The 17,993-nt window shown below is 62.6% G+C and carries 16 protein-coding genes and 1 pseudogene; 9 read left to right on the top strand and 8 right to left on the bottom strand.

Annotated features, from left to right (window positions below):
* Positions 1-38 precede the first annotated feature (38 nt).
* A pseudogene (locus ABWK72_RS09220) lies at positions 39-1,105 on the top strand (YhcG family protein).
* Positions 1,106-1,108: 3 nt separating this feature from the next.
* The gene (locus ABWK72_RS09225; RefSeq protein WP_367874496.1) at positions 1,109-2,833 is read left to right on the top strand and encodes a type I restriction-modification system subunit M; all 1,725 of its coding nucleotides are present in this window, start codon (positions 1,109-1,111) and stop codon (positions 2,831-2,833) included.
* An 80-nt stretch (positions 2,834-2,913) separates the two neighbouring features.
* On the opposite strand, the gene ABWK72_RS09230 is transcribed toward ABWK72_RS09225, so the two are convergent.
* Both ABWK72_RS09230 and ABWK72_RS09235 read right to left on the bottom strand, forming a co-directional pair.
* Positions 2,914-3,555, bottom strand: a complete 642-nt coding sequence (locus ABWK72_RS09230; protein ID WP_367874497.1) for a polymer-forming cytoskeletal protein — start codon at positions 3,553-3,555, stop codon at positions 2,914-2,916.
* An 88-nt stretch (positions 3,556-3,643) separates the two neighbouring features.
* A complete protein-coding gene (locus tag ABWK72_RS09235) occupies positions 3,644-4,564 on the bottom strand; it encodes a tetratricopeptide repeat protein (protein ID WP_367874498.1) in 921 nt (306 codons plus the stop codon).
* A gap of 317 nt (positions 4,565-4,881) precedes the next feature.
* Between ABWK72_RS09235 and lpxB the strand changes: the two genes are divergently transcribed.
* Positions 4,882-5,997, top strand: a complete 1,116-nt coding sequence (lpxB, locus tag ABWK72_RS09240) for a lipid-A-disaccharide synthase (protein ID WP_367874499.1) — start codon at positions 4,882-4,884, stop codon at positions 5,995-5,997.
* A 104-nt stretch (positions 5,998-6,101) separates the two neighbouring features.
* Complete coding sequence (locus tag ABWK72_RS09245; protein ID WP_367874500.1) at positions 6,102-6,326, top strand: hypothetical protein; 225 nt, start codon at positions 6,102-6,104, stop codon at positions 6,324-6,326.
* A gap of 59 nt (positions 6,327-6,385) precedes the next feature.
* On the opposite strand, the gene ABWK72_RS09250 is transcribed toward ABWK72_RS09245, so the two are convergent.
* The 3 genes from ABWK72_RS09250 to ABWK72_RS09260 form a co-directional block, all read right to left on the bottom strand.
* The gene (locus tag ABWK72_RS09250) at positions 6,386-7,012 is read right to left on the bottom strand and encodes a RibD family protein (RefSeq protein WP_367874501.1); all 627 of its coding nucleotides are present in this window, start codon (positions 7,010-7,012) and stop codon (positions 6,386-6,388) included.
* Positions 7,009-8,190, bottom strand: a complete 1,182-nt coding sequence (locus tag ABWK72_RS09255) for a hypothetical protein (RefSeq protein ID WP_367874502.1) — start codon at positions 8,188-8,190, stop codon at positions 7,009-7,011. The genes ABWK72_RS09250 and ABWK72_RS09255 overlap by 4 nt, the downstream gene beginning before the upstream one ends.
* 628 nt (positions 8,191-8,818) lie before the next feature.
* Complete coding sequence (locus ABWK72_RS09260) at positions 8,819-9,853, bottom strand: hypothetical protein (RefSeq protein ID WP_367874503.1); 1,035 nt, start codon at positions 9,851-9,853, stop codon at positions 8,819-8,821.
* Between the two features lie 88 nt (positions 9,854-9,941).
* Between ABWK72_RS09260 and ABWK72_RS09265 the strand changes: the two genes are divergently transcribed.
* Positions 9,942-10,316, top strand: a complete 375-nt coding sequence (locus tag ABWK72_RS09265) for a glutaredoxin family protein (protein ID WP_367874504.1) — start codon at positions 9,942-9,944, stop codon at positions 10,314-10,316.
* A gap of 191 nt (positions 10,317-10,507) precedes the next feature.
* Here ABWK72_RS09265 and ABWK72_RS09270 read toward each other — a convergent pair whose 3' ends face one another.
* Positions 10,508-11,632: a serine hydrolase domain-containing protein gene (locus ABWK72_RS09270; RefSeq protein WP_367874505.1), complete on the bottom strand. Its 1,125-nt coding sequence runs from the start codon at positions 11,630-11,632 to the stop codon at positions 10,508-10,510.
* Positions 11,633-11,775: 143 nt separating this feature from the next.
* Here ABWK72_RS09270 and ABWK72_RS09275 point away from each other — a divergent pair, with 143 nt between their 5' ends.
* Positions 11,776-12,243, top strand: coding sequence for a hypothetical protein (locus ABWK72_RS09275; protein WP_367874506.1), 468 nt, complete (start codon positions 11,776-11,778; stop codon positions 12,241-12,243).
* A gap of 104 nt (positions 12,244-12,347) precedes the next feature.
* Positions 12,348-12,788, top strand: a complete 441-nt coding sequence (locus ABWK72_RS09280; RefSeq protein WP_367874507.1) for a GNAT family N-acetyltransferase — start codon at positions 12,348-12,350, stop codon at positions 12,786-12,788.
* Between the two features lie 104 nt (positions 12,789-12,892).
* On the opposite strand, the gene ABWK72_RS09285 is transcribed toward ABWK72_RS09280, so the two are convergent.
* Positions 12,893-13,342 (bottom strand): hypothetical protein, encoded by a 450-nt coding sequence (locus ABWK72_RS09285; RefSeq protein WP_367874508.1) that lies wholly within the window; start codon positions 13,340-13,342, stop codon positions 12,893-12,895.
* Between the two features lie 160 nt (positions 13,343-13,502).
* Complete coding sequence (locus tag ABWK72_RS09290; RefSeq protein ID WP_367874509.1) at positions 13,503-13,670, bottom strand: hypothetical protein; 168 nt, start codon at positions 13,668-13,670, stop codon at positions 13,503-13,505.
* 233 nt (positions 13,671-13,903) lie between these two features.
* On the opposite strand from ABWK72_RS09290, the gene dnaG reads away from it, so the two are divergent.
* Positions 13,904-15,802, top strand: coding sequence for a DNA primase (dnaG, locus tag ABWK72_RS09295; RefSeq protein ID WP_367874510.1), 1,899 nt, complete (start codon positions 13,904-13,906; stop codon positions 15,800-15,802).
* A gap of 107 nt (positions 15,803-15,909) precedes the next feature.
* A complete protein-coding gene (gene rpoD, locus ABWK72_RS09300) occupies positions 15,910-17,964 on the top strand; it encodes an RNA polymerase sigma factor RpoD (RefSeq protein ID WP_367874511.1) in 2,055 nt (684 codons plus the stop codon).
* The last annotated feature ends 29 nt before the right edge of the window (positions 17,965-17,993 follow it).

The raw sequence follows: 17,993 nt of genomic DNA on the forward strand, positions 1-17,993 counted from the left end.
CGCGAATTGGAGAACCACCGCCAACATAAGCACCGGCGATGACAGAACCTAACCAGGAACTTTCCCGGTCATCTGGCCGTACCGAAGGAGCAGCGCCATTGCTGGAGGCGCTGCGAGGCCTGATCTTGCAAGCGCGGCAGAAGGTGCTGAGCGCCGCGAATACCGAGCAGGTGCGGACCTATTGGGAGATGGGGCGACACATCGTGGAATTCGAGCAGGGCGGGTCAGCCCGGGCGGAGTATGGAGCCAAGCTGCTGCCGCGGCTGGCCGAAAAGCTGACGGCCGAGTTCGGGAGAGGGTTCGACGCATCCAACCTCCACAAGATGAAGCAGTTTTACTTGGGCTTTCCAATTTTAGACGCGCTGCGTCCAGAATTGAGCTGGACCCACTACCGCCTGCTTCTCCGGGTGGATTCCACCCCGGCCCGGCAGTGGTATGTGCAGGAAGCCGCCGGACAAAACTGGAGCACGCGGACGCTGGAGCGCCAGATCGGAAGCCAGGTACCTGCGAGCGGTTGCTCTCCAGCAAGGACAAGGCGGGAATGCCTGTCCCCGGGGAGCCTCCGGAGAAGCTGTCCGCCCGGGATTTCGTGCGGGATCCGGTGGTGCTGGAGTTCTTAGGTCTGCCGGATACGGGCCGCGTGCTGGAGGCGGATCTGGAAGCCGCGCTGATGGACAAGCTGCAGCAGTTCCTGCTGGAGCTCGGCAAGGGATTTGCCTTCGTGGCGCGCCAGCAGCGCATCAGCACCGAGACGCAGGACTTCTACATTGATCTGGTCTTCTACAATTACCTCCTGAAGTGTTTCGTGCTCATCGACCTCAAACCCGGCCACTTGGAACACCAGGACATCGGGCAGATGGACATGTACGTGCGGATGTATGACGACCTGCGCCGCAACGATGGCGACAATCCCACGGTGGGCATCCTGCTTTGCGGCAGCAAGGATCAGTCCGTGGTGCGCTACTCCGTGCTCGATGGCAGCGAGCAGCTCTTCGCCAGCAAATACCGGCTGGTGCTGCCCAGCGAGGAGGAGCTGCGGCTGGAGTTGGAAAAGGATCGTGAGGAAATCGAGGCCCGCAGGAATCTGGAGACGGAAGAAGAATAAAGGATGACCGAAAAGATTCAAAAGCAATTGGGCAGCACCCTCTGGGGCATCGCCGACAAACTACGCGGGGCGATGGATGCGGATGACTTCCGCGACTACATGCTCTCCTTCCTCTTCCTCCGCTACCTCTCCGACAACTACGAGACGGCCGCGAAGAAGGAGCTGGGAAAGGACTACCCGAGTGAGAGCGAGGTCGCCCAAGAAAGGGAGCGGATCTTGGAAATGAGAGCAGCAGAGCTCCAGGCCAAGAAGAAAAAGAAGAAGCAGGCTGATGAGGACGGAGCTGAAGAGGTGGGTCTTCCGATCAGCACGCCGCTGCAGCTATGGTATCTGCAAAATCCGGGTGATACCGAGGTCTTCGAAAAGCAGATGCGCCGGAAGGTGCATTACATCATTCGACCCGGCCACCTCTGGAGCAATATCGCCAACATGGCGCGCACGCAGCACGGGAGGCTGCTGGACACACTCCAGGAGGGCTTCAAATACATCGAGGAGAAATCCTTTGCGAGCACCTTCCAGGGACTCTTCTCCGAGATCGACCTGGCCTCCCCGAAGCTCGGCAGGGCCTACACCGATCGGAACGCGAAGCTCTGCAACATCATTCAGAAGATCGCCGAAGGACTCGCCGACTTCTCCACCGACATCGATGCGCTGGGCGATGCCTATGAGTACCTCATCGGCCAATTCGCCTCCGGCTCCGGGAAGAAGGCCGGTGAGTTCTACACCCCGCAGCGCATCTCCGACATCCTCTCCGCCATCGTCACGCTCGATAGCCAGGAGCCGAAGACCGGGCCGAAGAAGCGGCTGGACAGCGTGATGGACTTCGCCTGCGGCTCCGGCTCGCTGCTTCTCAACGTGCGCCACCGCATCAAGGAAGCCGGCGGCACCATCGGCAAGATCTACGGCCAGGAGAAAAACATCACCACCTACAACCTCGCCCGCATGAACATGCTGCTGCACGGGGTGAAGGACACCGAATTCGAAATTCATCACGGCGACACACTGCTCAATGAATGGGACATCCTCCGCGAGCTGAACCCCGCGAAGAAACCGCTCTTCGACGCTATCGTCGCCAATCCGCCCTTCAGCTACCGCTGGGACCCGGGCGAGAGCATGGGCGATGACGTGCGCTTCAAGAGCCACGGCCTCGCGCCCAAGTCCGCCGCCGACTTCGCCTTCCTGCTGCACGGCTTCCATTTCCTGAAGGACGAGGGCGTGATGGCGATCATCCTGCCCCACGGCGTGCTTTTCCGCGGCGGGGCCGAGGAGCGGATCCGCACCAAGCTGCTGAAGGACGGCCACATCGACACGGTAATCGGCCTACCGACGAATCTCTTCTACTCCACCGGGATTCCGGTGTGCATCCTGGTCCTGAAGCGATGCAAGAAGCCGGATGACGTCCTCTTCATCAACGCCGCCGAGCACTTCGAGAAAGGCAAGCGCCAGAACGTCCTGCTCGACGAGCACATCGATAAGATCATCGACACTTACCGCGAACGCCCCGCGAAGCCCATCGAACGCTATGCCCGGCGCGTTGGGATGAAGGAGATCGAGGAAAACGGCTACAACCTGAACATCTCACGCTACATTAGCACGGCGGTTGCGGACGAGGAGATCAAGCTGGCGGATATTCATCAGAAACTGGTGGATAGCGAGAAGGCGATCCGGGAGGCGAAGAAGAAGCACAACAAATTCTTAGTGGAATTGGGGCTCCTTCCGTTACCTTGAGAGGTTTTCGCTGCAGAAAAAGCCCGCCGCGGCAGAACCGGGCGGGCTTGAAAAAGTCAGTCAGACAGCCGGAGCAACCCTTACGGATTCACCCCGGTCAGGTTCGGCTGCTCGGCCGTCTTGGCGGGCTCGCTTTTGGCGGCGGGCTCGGACTTGGCGGGAGCGGAGGCTGGAGCAGCGGCAGGCTTGCTGGCACCGGCGGGAGTCGAAGGCGTGCCGACATTCGACTTGCCGACGAAGATCGCGCCGGGCTCGATCGAGAGGGTCTTGGCCTTGATGTCGCCGACGACTTCGGCGCTGGCCTTGAGCTCGACCTTGTCGGCGGCGATGATGTTGCCGTGCACCTTGCCGTAGACGACCACGGTGCCGGTCTTGATCTCGGCTTTCAGGCGGGCGTTCTCGCCAACGGTCAGGTTGCCCTCGGAGTGAATCTCACCCTCGATCCGGCCGTCCACGACCAGGTCATTGGTGAACTTCACGATGCCCTTGATCTCCACATCGGAGCTCAGGACGTTGCGGGACGGGCCGACGGCCCGCTGTGGGGCGGCGGATGGAGTGGAAGGATTCATGGCGGCGGGTTCCGCATAGCTCTGCGCTGCAGGAGCCGGGGCAGAGTAGGAAGGAGTCGCCGGGGCCGGAGCCGGGGCGGCTGGAGTTGGAGCGGCGGGCTCATCACCCGGCTTGGCACCGGTGTATTTGCGAAATCCGAAACTATTGCTCATGGCGACGTGTGGAATAGGACTACAGTGAGGTTTAAAGTCAATTTCATTCCCCCCATCAAGGGGCATTCTGCGCAATTTCCCGCAGGCCTCAAGGCGGCGGAGTCTGCTCAGCCGGGGGCGGTGCAGGCTGCTCGGAAGGCGGCGGGGTCACCGGTGGAACCGCGGGCGGTGGAGTCGGCTCTTCCTTCGGCTCCTCCTCCACCGGGGCGGGAGGGACCGGATTGCCACCCGTCAGGATATCGGCCATCGGACCGGTAGGCGCCCCAGGGGTCGGGAACTCCACGGAAGGCGTGGTCAGAGATGGAATACCACCGGGGCTCAGGCCGGCACCGGGGGCCGGGGCCGTCCCGGCAGGCGGCTCGATCTCGGCGGGTGCCTTGAAGCGCAGCAGGCGGCGATGGGTCGCGGCCAGATTGGCGAAGGGGCTGGTGGCGTAGGATTCCTGGACCTTCTTGTAGGACTCCTCGGCCTCGTCGAGCTTGCCACCCGCCTTCGCGATGTCGCCGAGGGCGATCAGGGCGTAGGGCGCGAGGTAGCGGCTCTTCGGGCTATCGGCGAGTTCGCGGAAAAGCGGTTCGGCCTCGCCGGTCTTGCCCTGCTGGAGCAGGCGGGATGCGAGGCTGGCCTTGGCGGAGGAAATCCCGGGATGCTCGGGCTCGCGGGCGATGAAGTCGCGCAGCGTGGCGATCGCGCCATCCTGGTCCTGCGCTTCCCACTGCTTGTCGGAGAGCACGATGCTGGCGCTGCCGGCAGCCGGGCTGTCCGGGTATTTCTTCACCACCTCCTGAAGCTCGGCGACGGTAGTGGCCTTCGAGAAGGCACCGCCGGCTTCTTCCTGCGCGGCCTCCTTCATGCCGCGGACGACAATGGCGGCACCGCCGGCAATCGCGAGCAGGATGGCCGCGACGACCATGCCCTTCGTATTGCGGTCGAGGAAGGCCTCGAAGGCGGAGGGGCCGTGCGAAATTTCGGCGAGCGGACGGGAGGTTTCGATGGAATCTTCAGCCATGTGGCGTGACGGGTGCGGACGGCGATTAAGGAGCCGGGGATGGCGAAATCAATGACGAAGTGGCGTTGCCAAGCCCCAAGCTAGGACATCCGGACGGAAACCTTCTAGTGCCAAGCTCAGCCCGCCACTGCTTTTCCTCATTTGTGGGAAATTTCTTCAGGGGGTACCCTTAAGAGGGAATACCTTTGCGTGCCGTTCGGGGCTACGGGTGGCGTGCCGTCCGGGGCACCACCCCCGGTGCCTCTAACGGCACGGGCCGATCAATTCCGCCATTGGCACTTGGCACTGCCCGCGGGGAGCCTTTTACTCCGCGCCAGATGGCCGTGGCCTTGTATGTCATCGCGGGAGAAGTGAGCGGCGACACCCACGGTGCGGGGATGTTGCGCGCGTTGCGGGCAATCCGCCCTGAGCTGGAAATCCACGGCGCGGGCGGCCCGGAGATGCGTGCCGCCGCCGGACCGGGAATCCGCGATTGGGTGGAGGACGCCGCGGTGATGGGCCTGTGGGAGGTGCTGAAGCGCTACGGCTGGTTCAAGCAGCGCTTCGCGGAGATGCTCGCGGAAGTCATCGCCCTGCGGCCCAAGCTTCTGGTGCTGATCGACTACCCGGGCTTCAACCTGCGCTTCGCCGCGGCGGTGAAGGAGGCGCTGCCGCAGACCAAGATCGTTTACTACATCAGTCCGCAGGTCTGGGCTTGGAACAAGGGCCGGCTGCCGAAGATGGCGCGCCTGCTCGATGAGATGCTGTGCCTTTTCCCCTTCGAGAAGCCGATCTTCGAGGGCGCGGGGCTGAAGACGACCTTTGTCGGCCACCCGCTGGTGGATGAACTGGAAGAAGAGCGGACCCTGGACGAGCGCGAGGAGGATCTGGTGGCGCTGCTGCCCGGCAGCCGCGAGCGCGAGGTGGCGCGGCTTTTCCCGGTGATGCTGGAAGCGGCCAAGCGCCTGAGCCTCAAGCGCCCGGAGATCCGCTTCGAAGCCTGCGGGGCGTCGGCGAAGCTGACCGCCCGGATGCGCGAAATGGCCGACCATGCGAAGATTGCCGTGACGGTCCGCGATGGCGGTGCACACGATCTGATGCAGCGCGCGACCTGCGGGGTGGTCGCCAGCGGCACCGCGACCCTGGAGGCGGCCTACTTCGGGCTGCCTTACTGCTTGGTTTACAAGGTGGCGTGGCCGACCTACCTGGTCGCGAAGGCGGTGGTGAAGATCGAATACATCGGCCTGATCAATATTCTGGCGGGCGCCAAGGTGGTGGAGGAATTCATCCAGTCCGAGGCCGATCCCCTGCACGTCGAGCAATCGATGGCGCGCTTCCTTAGCGACGAGGCTTTCCGCGAGGAGACGCGGGAGAAACTGCTGGCGACGGCGGGGAAGCTCGGCGGGACCGGAGCTCACTTGCGGGCGGCGGGGGCTATTGCGAGGTGGGTTTGAGACGAACATTGAACATCGAACGTCCAACATTGAACATCGAAGTAAAAAGGCAGGAAAAGCCTTCGCTTGCCATCGCCGGGGGATGGGCCTACACCCGGCGCGGCATGAAATTGACCACGCTCTTCGCCGCCGCAGCCGCCGGACTTTTCCTCAGCTCCGTGTCCTGCGAGCGTCATGATTGGGATGAGGTGAAGAAGCTTCATGAGCCCCACGGCTCACACGGTGCCGGCCATGGTGAGCACGCCGAACATTCCGGTGAGAAGCACGAAGGCGGCGAAAAGCACACGGAAGAGCACGGCAAAGCGCCGGAGCACAAGCCGGAGCATTGAGCGTTTCGGGGAGGTTCGTGACGCGGGCCGACGAAAGCTGCCGGGAACCGTTCATCCGCTCAGGGGACTGAGCGGACTACCTTTTGGTAGCTGAGGAAGCACTCGCCGGTATCGGGGTGTGGATCGAATTCCACCAATTCGTATTCTCGGGAGGCGGGCAGGAAATCTCCCGGAACACCGCTGATGGTGGGCGCTCCACGGCCCCCGAAAAGCGTGTGGCCGGCCCAGGTGAGATGGATCTCGTCGATGGCATCGAGTGCGGCGAGTTCGCGGGCGAGCTCCCCTCCCCCTTCGCAGTGGAGGTGGCGGATGCTGGAGTTCGCGAGGTTTGTTAGAAAGTCGGCGAGGCTGCTGCCGTGACCGGTCGTGCCGGGAATCGCAGGTGCTTGGCCTGCCGTGGCGAGCAGATGGATCGGCCCGCCGGGGGTGTGGAAGAGCGGGTGGCCGGGATCGAATTTCCCGCTGCGGGAGACGACGCAGCGCCAGGGATCGCCGGGGGCGGTCATGGTCATGCGGTCGGCTTCGAGGGTGCCGCGGCCGACCATCAAGGCATCGGCTCCTTCGCGCAGCTTCTTGAAGCGCGCCTTGTCCGCCGCCGAAGTCCAACCGGAGGGCCGCTTGGCCGCGCTGGAAATCTTGCCATCCGCGGAGATGGCGAAGTTGATGCTGATGCGCGGGCGGGTCATGCGGGTGCGGAGGCGCGACGCGTCTCCCGATTGGATTTCAGTTTCCTGCTGACGACGAACCATCCGATCGCCGCCAGGATGGGGACCGTGACCAGAGCGGCAAGCGCGGCCGTCGGGTTTTTCTGGGCATATTGGTAGAGTGTCGGGCCGGGCAGTTCGGGGAACTCCGGGTCCTTCCAGCCGTTCCAGAAATCCGCATGGGTGTCGGGATGCATCCCCTTCGCGAAACGTTCGTCCTGATACGCGACCCATGCCTTCTCCCGCTTGTCGGCAGCAGTGCGGGCCTTACGGTAGAAGCTGTCGACTTCCGAGGTGGCTTCGAGTCCGCCGGGAAATCTCGCCACCACTTTTTCCCGGACCTCCGGTGAAGGATGAAGCGACACCGCTCCCATCCCGTTGAGCTCGCGGTGCCGGAGAAAAGCAAGATAGGCGATGGTCGCATTCTTCTCGCCATGAAGGCACATCTGGAGCGCTTGGGAGGCATCGACGCTCTCCCACGCAGCGCCGAGTTGGATCAGGCCGACGATGCCCTTCCGTGCCTCTTCATAGGTGAATTCCGAACTCGGGAAGACGTCTTTGCCCGGTAAAGCAAGGGCGCCGATGATGTTCAGAAAATTCGGATCTCCGCCGCCGGCGAGGACCTCTTCCGGCGCGGCAAGCAGCCAGCGGATCAGCATGAGCTGGAACTTCTCCCGGCCGAAGTGGGCATCCGGATTCACTTCAAGTGCCCGGGCGATGAAGGACTCGGATGCCTGGAGGTCGCCTCGATCGGCGTTTCTTTCAGGCTCCGGTTTCACGATCCAGCCGATGAGGTAAAAGGTGCCCGCGTTCGAGAGATAGCGGTAGCGATCGTCTGCCGGTCCGCCATCGGGAAGGGCGTCGAGCACGGCTTTCTTTTTCTCCATCCATGCGATCGCCTCGTCGTGGCGACCGAGGCGGCTGGAGGCCACGCCGGCATCGTCGTAGAGATTGAGATCGCGGGGCTTCGCTTCGAGTTCCTTGGTCACCCTCTCCAGACGCACCTCGTAGTAGCGCGGCGGGTAGCGGTCGAACCAGCCGGTGATCGCCTTGACCGTGTTGAGCTTGCCCTTGGCTTCATCCCGGAGGGTATCGCGATCCCACAGGCAGGCGCTTGCCGGGAGGATGGCGAGGAGGAAGATGGCGAGGAGGCGGAGCATGGCGGGTTAGGGGCCGGCTGTTAGAGCGGCGGCGGGCGGCTGAACCGGGACCGGTTTCCCGAATTGATAGGACTTTATAGGACTACCGGCAATCATCACGGATTGGACGGATTTGAACGGATTTACGGATTCGGGAGGCATGGAGATTCCCATTGCTGCCACTGATGATCTCCAGTCCGTGATCACTTGGCCCACGGTCGAGGCGTGACCTTGTTTCTTGGCTTCGAGCTGAGAGCGACAGGGTGGAATGGGAAGCGCCGTCTTGATGCTGCGGACCGGGAAGAGGAGACAGCTGCACGGGACCGTTCTGCCGGGCGGTGCCCGGCGGTCCCAGTGGGGCTGCCAGGTCCATCGGCAAGCGCGAGGTACGTTCCGCCACGAGACGAATCTAGCGGCATCCCCCGCAGAGGATCAAGCGGTGCGGGCGGCGCTTCCGTGAAATTCACGCGAAGGGACTGCGCAGGAAACGATGATGTCGAGCGGAAAGCGCCTTTGCTGGCGACTACATCCCCTTCATATGATCAGCGCGGCAAGGGACCATTCTGCGGGCCAGAGGCTCCGCGCCCCCAGCGGTAGAGCCGTCCGTGCCACCGGCAACGCGAAGGAGGCCCACCTCATCTGCCGCGCTTCACTCGTCCTCCGGAAGGGCGGGAAAGGCTGGCTCTTGCCAGGCCTTCCAGAAGTCGGGGTGGGTGTCCGGATGCTCGCCCTTGGCGAAGCGCTCCTTCTGGTAGACGAGCCATGCGAGATTGCGCTTCTGGGACGCGAGGCGGGTCTTGAAATACCAGGCAGTCGCAAGCTTGAAGTCGCCGGCGTTGATGCCGGTTTCGGCATTCACGCGCTCCGGCACGGGGTAGAGGGTGCTGCGGCCGCTCTTCTTCAATTCTTCCACGCGGAGGCTGGCGAGGAGGCTGGGGGTGTTCGCGCCCGCGCCATTGAGGACGGCACCGAGGGCCGCGAAAACGTCGAGGTTTTCCCAAGCGCTGCCGAGCTGGATCAGGCTGGCGATGCCCTTCTCCATCTCGCGGAATTTCGCCTCGCCGGGGCCGCCTGCCTGGGTCGCCCCGCCGGGGGCGATCGCCAGGAAGTTCCAGAGTTTCTTGTCCTCTTCCTGCGCCTTGTCGTTGTAGCCGGCGGCCAGCCACTGGAAGAGCTGCAGTTGATACTTCTCCCGGCCGAGGTGGGCATCCGGATCGAGCTGGATCGCTTCTTCGATGGATTTGATGGCGGCATTGAGGTCCGCGGGGTCGGCCTTGCGCTGGTCCGCGGGGCGGGTGGCCCAGCGGTTGCCGAGGAAGGAACCGAGATTGGCGAGGTGGCGATAGCGCGCGGTCTTGGTCTGGTCCGCGGGCAGGGTATCGATGAGCGCCTTTTTCTTTTCCATCCAGCGGATCGCCTCGTCGTAGCGACCCAGGCGGTCGCAGGCCACGCCGGCATCGTCGTAGAGCTCCAGGGCCTTGGGATCGGCGGCGAGATCCGCGCTGATCCGCTCGAGGCGCATTTCATAGTAGAGGGGCGGGTAGCGGTTGAACCAGCCGGTGATCGACTTGACGGTATCGAGCTTGCCGTCCGCCTCCGCCGCCTCCTTGAGGGTGTCGCGGTCCCAGATGCAGGCGGTGCACGGGAGGGTGGCGAGGAGCAGGGTGGCGAGCAGGCGGCGCATGCCCCACGGTAGCCGCGGTCCGGCGGAAGTGGCAAGTCGTGGTATCCCCGGGCTTGCCGCGGGGCGAGTCGCGGCTATGGTGCGCGCCATGAGCAAGGCCGAACCGGAAATCACCGCCTATCTGAAGACCTTCTGCGGCTGGAGCGAAGGCGTGCGCGCGATCATGCGCAAGTACGAGCTGCCTTTCGAAGAAAAGGACATCATCAAGAACCCTGCCTTCCGCTGGGAGATGGAGCAGCGCAGCGGCCAAGGGCTCTCGCCCTGTGTGGTGATCGACGGGCAGATGCTGCCGGATGTCTCGGGTGAGGATGTGGAGAAGTGGATGCTGGCCAACGGCTACCTGCAGGAGACGGATGCCGAGGCGGATGCGCCGACGAATTCCGCCTGTAGCGATGAGCAGCACGCGGCGATGGCGCGCGGGGATCTGCCAGTGAAGCCGGGGAAGATCCGGTTTATCGGGTGAGGCGTGGACGGTGCTGCGAGGTGCTGCTCGGCGGAAGAATTCCTGGTTACTTTGGATGTTTCACGTGAGGCGTTTGGATAGCGCCGTCGCTTTGCTGCGTGCCTTTTCGTGGTGAAGGCCGGTGGGGACCATTCTGCGGGCCAGTGGCTCCGCGCTCCCAGGGGAAGAGCCGTCCGTGGTAGCGGCATGAATCAGGAGAACAGGGCGCCCACCATGTCCGTGCTTTTCGGGCCGGGGAAGACGCTGAGTTCCATTTGGTTCATGAGGTAGGCGAAGCTGAGGCCGCTCCCGGGATCGCCGAGGGCGTGACTGCCACCGGCACCGGGGTGACCGAAGGCTTGCAGGGAGGGGCCGTAGAGTTCGCGGAGCTTTTTCCCGGAGGCATCGAGAGGGTCGAGCTGGCAGCCGCAGGAGAAGGCGGTGGGGCGGACGAGGACCCCGTCATCGCCGCTGATGCGGACCGCCGCCAGGGCGCTTTTCACAGCGTCTGTTAGGGGGCTATCGATGGCTCCGATGGCGGCTTGGTAGAACTTCGCGAGAGCCGAGGCTGTGCCGACGCCGCCCATCGCGGGTAAGCTGGCGGACCATGCTTTCGGGTCGTTCATTTCCTGCACGGAGTGAAGGCCACGCGGTGAGCCGAAGGCGCGGCGGACGATGCTGTCCGCGGTATTGAATTCCTTGTAGAAGCCGCTCTGCATGTCCTCCGCACCGGCCTTGCCGGGGTAGAGACGGGCGACGCGGTGATGCTCGCTCTCCGGGAGGCCGATCCAAAATTCGAGGCCGAGAGGGTCGGCGATCTTCTCGCGCCACACCGTCCCCAGGGTCTTACCGGTGAGGCGGCGGACGGGTTCATCGACCAAAGCGCCGAAGGTGCGGGGATGGTAGCCGTGGCCATCGCCGGGTCGCCAGGCGGGCACCTGCGCTTCGATGGCGGCGATGACTTCCGCGTGGTCGAAGAGGGTGGCCTTGCGGTCGAGCGCGGCGAGGCCGCACTGGTGGGAGAGCAGATGGGCGAAGGTGGCTTTTTCGACGGGGAAGCTTGGCCAGACTTCGCGGACGGGGGTTTCCGGGCCGAGGCCGTGTTGGTCGAGGACAAGGAGGAGGGTGGCGGCGGAAGGACCTTTGGTGGCGGAGTAGACGGGAACGAGGGTGTCCGCGGTCCAGGGGCGGAGTTGTTCCTTTTCGCACCAGCCTTGGGCGGCGGAGAGGATTTCCTCGCCGCGCCACCAGACGCTGACGGAGGCGCCAAGTTCGCCGCGGGTGCGGAAGTTTTCCTCGAAGACGGAGAGGACCTGGCCGAGGGCGGATGGGTACACGCGGTGCTGGGTGACGGATCGCGGGGGGGTTGGCAAGGGAGGATCGGAGCGTTGCTGGCAAACAATTAACTTCGAAGACAGAAAAAGATGTTGATTATTCGACAATTTCACATATTATATTAATACCCACAAATCCCATATTCATGCTCCCCATCCTCCCCTCACTAGTCTCTACGGCAATGGCGCTTATCGCCCTTTATTTTACTATTAGACATTTCAAGACCGTCCGCACAGTTTCATACATAGAACGGATGAATCATCCCAATATGGCCGATATTCGAGCTTGTGTGGATAAATGGCTGAACTCGGGACGCACAGATGAAGAGCGTCTTAGCGAAATCCGAAACGATCCTTCCCTGAATGCTCGCGTGAGAGTCTTCTACAACACGCTTACCGAGTTGGCGATTGCCTATCGATACGGAACGATCAACCGGAAGATGACCATCGACATCTGGGATCCTCTGATTCCAAAATATTGGGAAAAACTTCGGTTTCACATAAACGGTAGTCGTGCGGCAGGTGAGGAAATGGGGCACAATTTAGAATATTTAGCCCATGAGTTTGAGAAACGACGAGGAAAGTCCTTCACCTTCAAAACGGATCCGCCCTAGTCAAGGGCGATAGCAAAAGGGCTTTGTCTCCAGATCCTTGCATAGAGCTGCCTGATCGTGGACCGATATCAAAGGCGGATCCACGCCGCGCGACGCTTGATGACATGGCGGCCGTCGCGCGGCTTCACCGGCTGGCGTTTTTCAATGCAATGCCTCAGATGCCGGTGCTGCACACGGCGGAGGAGGATCTGGCCTTCTATGCCACGCGGGGGTTCCCCAACTCCGAGATCTGGCTGAGCGAATGCGACGGCTCGCTCTCGGGCTTCATCGCGTTTCGTGCGGCCTGGGTCCACCAGCTCTACGTCCATCCGCATCATCAGGGCTGCGGGCTCGGCACTGCGCTTCTTGATATTGCGAAGACAGCGCAACTATCGATCCGGCTTTGGACCTTCCAATGCAATGCGAGGGCACGGAAGTTTTACGAGCACCAGGGATTCCGCATCGAACGGGAGACCGACGGGGCGGAGAATGAGGAGAAGCAGCCGGACGTCCTGTATGTTTGGGAGCGGAAGATTTCTCGCGACGATGAATACGCCCGGGCATAGGCCAAAACGGATTGAAGGGAATTGCCCATGCACCATAAAGGGGTTGGTGAAGCGGGCCACCAGAACTGCTTCTTCCGCACAGAGGACTGTGCGGACCACCTCTTTCAACCGTCCTTCCGCAGTTCCGCCAGATCGGTGTCTTCCTGGGCGGTCACGCGGAGGGAGGCATCCATTTCGAAGGCGCGCTCGAGGTGGGATTCGGCGCGCTTGCGGTCGCCGAGGACGGCGAGGTAGCAGGCGATATTGTAGTGGAAGAGCGGGTCCTCGATGAGGGTCGCGGGGCCGCGCAGCAGCCAATCGCGGGCGGCGAGGGTATCGCCGGTTTCGTGGAGGCAATAGGCGGCGTGGATGAAGAAGCGGGCTTCCTTGGGCTCCTTCATGCAGAGCAGCCGGCCGGTATCGGCGGCGGCATTCCAGCGGCGGGACTCCATCTCGGCGAGGAGCCGGAGTTCCAAGGCATGCCTGCGCATGCGGTCGCGCGCGGTCAAGGCGGTAAGCTCCGACAGGGCTTCCTCTGGTAAACCCAGTTCGAGCCAGCCTAAGGCCGACCTCATAATCTGGAGGTCATCCATCTTCGCGACGCTAGGCGAAGGTGCCCGGAGAGGCAACCCCGCATTTCGCGGAGGCAGGGCGCGCGGGCGGCCCGGATGTAACCCGGTGGCGGTGGACGGTGCCGGCGATTGCGGACGAGCGGGGGGCTCGTCCCGACCTTTATCAGGAGCCGGCGCGGACGCGGGCAGGCACCAGTGCCGGGCGGCGGGTGTGCTTGGCCACTTCGTCGCCCATGCGCTTGAGCGCGGCGATCAGGTAGGCATTCAGGAAGTATTCCTTGAGCAGGAGTTCGCGGCTTTCGCCTTTGGTGTTCTTGCGGACGACTTTCATGGTTCTTTTCGTTGGGGGTTCAAACGATGGTTTTCATCGAATGAGCGAACTTGGACGCGGAATTTGTCTCGCGCATCGAAAAAGTCTGAAATCGATTGCACCTTTCGGTGTAGAGGATCGGAAAACCGGAATCGGGAATTTGAGATCTGGAATTTCAGATTTCAGACCTTGGATCCGGAATTCAGATCGAACTTTGATTTCCCATCCCGCCCGCGGCGGGGCTTAATCGCGGCGTGCCCCAGATCTCGCGGGAGACGACCGAGAAGATCCTCGCGGCCACGGATATCGTGGCGGTGATCGAGTCGTACTTGAACCTTAAGCGGGCAGGCGCGGTTTACAAGGCGCTGTGCCCTTTCCACAACGAGAAGACACCGTCCTTTCAGGTCAATCCGCAGCGCCAGAGCTTCAAATGCTTCGGCTGCCAGAAGGGCGGTGATGCGATCACCTTTATCCGCGAGTACGAGAACCTGACCTTCTCCGATGCGGTCAAGAAGCTGGCGAGCCGCGCCGGGATCACGGTGGAAGACACCTTCGACCCGAAGGAGGACCGGGCACGGCGGCAGCGGGGGCGGCAGCTTGACATCCATCGCGAGATCGCGGGCTTCCTGCACCGGATGCTCTTCACCAAGGCGGCCACGCCCGCGCGGGAATACATGAAGTCGCGCGGCTTCGGGAAGGAGATGGCGGAGCGCTGGATGGTGGGCTGGATGCCGGACCGCGGAGAGATTTTCATGGATTGGGCGCGCGAGAAGAAATTCACCGGGCGCGAACTGGTGGACTCCGGATTCTTCGTGGAGAAGGAGCGCGGCGGGATCTATGTGCGCTTCACGGACCGGCTGATGTTCCCGATCCGCAATGACCACGGGGATGTGATCGGCTTTTCCGGCAGGCACATTCGGGACGGTCAGAGCGGCGGGAAGTACATCAACTCTCCGGAGACGGTGGTATTCAAGAAATCCAACGTCCTTTTCGCATTGGAGAAGGCGCGCAAGGAGATCATGAACCAGAACTCGGTGCTGATCTGCGAGGGGCAACTGGACGTCATCTGCTGTCACGAGCAAGGCATCAGCCATGCGGTGGCCTCCTTGGGAACGGCGCTGACCGAACAGCACGCGAAGCTACTACGACGCTATGCGAAGAATGCCGTGCTTTGTTATGATGCGGACAAGGCGGGGATGGATGCGACCGAGAAGGGCTTCCGCGTGCTCGCACCGGAAGGCATCCCGGTGAAGGTGGTCAAAATGCCGGTGGGCGAGGACCCGGACTCCTACATGCGCAAACATGGGCCGGAGGCCTTCCGCGAGAGCCTGGCGAAGGCGGTGGATTTCTTCGATTTCCTGACCGACCGCGAGACCGAGGAAAAGGGTCTGACGGATTTGCAATCGCGTTCTGCCTTCGGGAAGAAATGCTCCGGATTGCTGGCGCTGGTGCCGGATGCGGTGGCCCGGGAAGGGATGATCAACCACGTGGCGACACGCCTGCGAATCGGCGTGCCGGAGCTGCGCGAAGCGGTGGCGCGGGAGATCCGTTTTGCGAAGAACAAGCCGCCCGAGAAGGACCGCAACGCCGCTCCGGAGCCGGAGAAGATCGAGCCTGCCGCGCTTGATACCGGTGTGGCCTACCTGTGCAGCCTGGCGCTGCGCTCGGCCCCGGCGCAGCAGTGGCTGGGCGAGCAGTATGAGACGCTCCACGAGGCGGCCGAATTCGTCCAGGGCGTGCCGGTGCTGGAAGCGATCCTGTCGGCCCGCCCGGACCCGGAGCAGCCGGCCTCGGTGAATGCCTTCATGGCCACCCTGCCGGAGGGGCAGCGGCTGGCCCTGCATGCGGACCCGACCTTCCATTCCGATCCCGCGGAGGATTGGATGGCAGTGGCGGAGGAAACCCTCTCAACCATCTGTGCCCTGGCGCTGGAAAAGGAGCTTGAGGCCATCAATCTGGCAATCGCCGACAGCACGATTTCGGCGGAGCGGCGCAGTGAATTGTTGCGCCGGATCTTGGAGCTGACACCTCTCCTCGCCTCGCAGCGGAACCGCGCTTTGAAAACCGATCGCTTCGTTCCCAACAAAAAGCCGGCACCGAAGCCGTTTTTCCGCGGAAACTCTTCAGGATCAAGGCCACAAAACAATCCTTGACGGTAGGGTAAGTGGCTCGAATATTCCCGCCCGCTTCGGACCATCGTCTGCTTGCGCTATAATGGGAGAATTTTGCCTGAATTTCTCCTCCATCTTTAAGCTGTCCAATGTCCAACAAGAAAGCCGCCGCCGCCAAACCGAAGGGTTCCAAGCCAGCACCGAAAGCGGGTAGCAAGCCCGCTCCTGCCAAGAAGGCGGTGCCAGCGAAACCCGCGAAGGCGGCCAAGCCCGCGCCGAAGCCGGCCGCGAAACCGGCCCCGGCGGCCAAAAAGCCCGCGCCCAAGGCGGTCGCTCCTGCCAAGAAGCCTGCGACTGCTCCTGTCAAGGCGGTGAAGCCCACCCCGGCCAAGGATGTGAAGCCGGCGGCGAAGGCAGCTCCCGCCAAGCCGGCCGAAGCGCCGAAGAAGCCGGCCGAAGCGCCGAAGAAGCCGGCCGAAGCGCCGAAGAAGGGTGCCGAGGCTTCCAAGAAAGGTGCCGCTCCAGAGAAGGACAGGAAGGCCGAATCCGCGGTGACACCGGCAACCGAAGTTTCCCGCGCGGACGGCGACAAGCCGCGGATCGATACGCCGGAGATCCAGGAGAAGATCCGCGAGCTGATCAAGCTGGCCAAGGAGCAGGAGTATCTCACTTACGACGACATCAACGAAATCCTGCCGAACAACCTGGTCGAGCCGGCGGACGTGGAGGCGATCATGGAGCGCCTCCGCAACATGGAGTTCGACATCATCGATGCCTCCGAGGTCGACCGCTACAAGGACAAGAAGCGCGACGATGCGGATGACGACGTCGACGACACCAAGGACCAGAAGCTCGATATCCTGGACGATCCGGTCCGGATGTACCTCAAGCAGATGGGCCAGGTGCCGCTGCTGACCCGCGAGCAGGAAGTCGAAATTTCCAAGCGCATCGAGGATGCCGAAATCGAAGTGGCCAAGCAGTTGCACCTCTTCGGCTTCACCGCGGAGTGCTACCTTGAGCTGGCCGACAAGTTGCTCAAGGGCAAGGAGCGCTTCGACCGCGTGATTCTCGACAAGAAGATCGAGAGCCGCGAGCGCTACATGAAGATCCTGCCGAAGCAGTGCGAGCAGCTCAAGAACCTGCACGAAGAGAACGACGATCTCTTCCGCCAGATGACGGCGAAGAATCCGCGCGGCAAGAAGAAGCTTGAGGAGACCTTCCAGAAGAACCTGCAGAGCCTGCACCGGATCTACACGAAGTTCTACTTCAAGCAGAAGGTCGTGGAGGACTTCTGCGAGCAGGTGGAAGACTACCAGCAGAAGTTCTGGAAGTATGGCCGCAAGGTGCAGTCCGATCCGGAGGACAAGGAATTCGTGACCAAGCTGCGCGAGGTGCAGCAGCGCTGCTGGCATGAGGTCGACACCTTCGACGAGACCAACAAGCAGCTCCGCCACTGGCTCAAGGAAGCGCTGAAGGCGAAGACCGAGATGGTCGAGGCCAACCTGCGCCTGGTGATTTCGATCGCGAAGAAATACACCAACCGCGGCCTGTCCTTCCTCGACCTGATCCAGGAGGGCAACATGGGCCTGATGAAGGCGGTGGAGAAATTCGAATACCGCCGCGGCTACAAGTTCTCGACCTACGCCACCTGGTGGATCCGCCAGGCCATCACCCGCTCGATCGCCGACCAGGCGCGGACCATCCGCATCCCGGTGCACATGATCGAGACGATCAACAAGCTGATGCGGGTGCAGAAGCAACTGGTGCAGGAATACGGCCGCGAGCCTTCCCCGGAAGAAATCGCGGAAGAGATTCACTTGCCCGTCGAGCGTGTCCGCGCGGTGCTCAAGATGGCCCAGCAGCCGATCTCGCTGCAGGCTCCGGTGGGCGATTCCGACGACACGTCCTTCGGTGACTTCATCGAGGACAAGTCCGCGGACAACCCGATGGAAGAAGCGGGTTTCTCGATGTTGAAGGACAAGATCAAGGACGTCCTCGACACCCTCACCGAGCGCGAGCGCGAGGTGCTGGAGCAGCGCTTCGGCCTGAAGGACGGTTACAGCCGCACGCTGGAAGAAGTGGGCCGCCAGTTCCAAGTCACCCGCGAGCGCATCCGCCAGATCGAGGCCAAGGCCCTCCGCAAGATGCGCCACCCCACGCGTATCCGGAAGCTCGAGGGCTTCATCGAGATCCCGGGGGCGTGAGTTCCCTTTTCAAGAAGGCCGGTTCCGGG

Source organism: Luteolibacter sp. Populi, assembly GCF_040801775.1.
GTDB lineage: Bacteria > Verrucomicrobiota > Verrucomicrobiia > Verrucomicrobiales > Akkermansiaceae > Haloferula.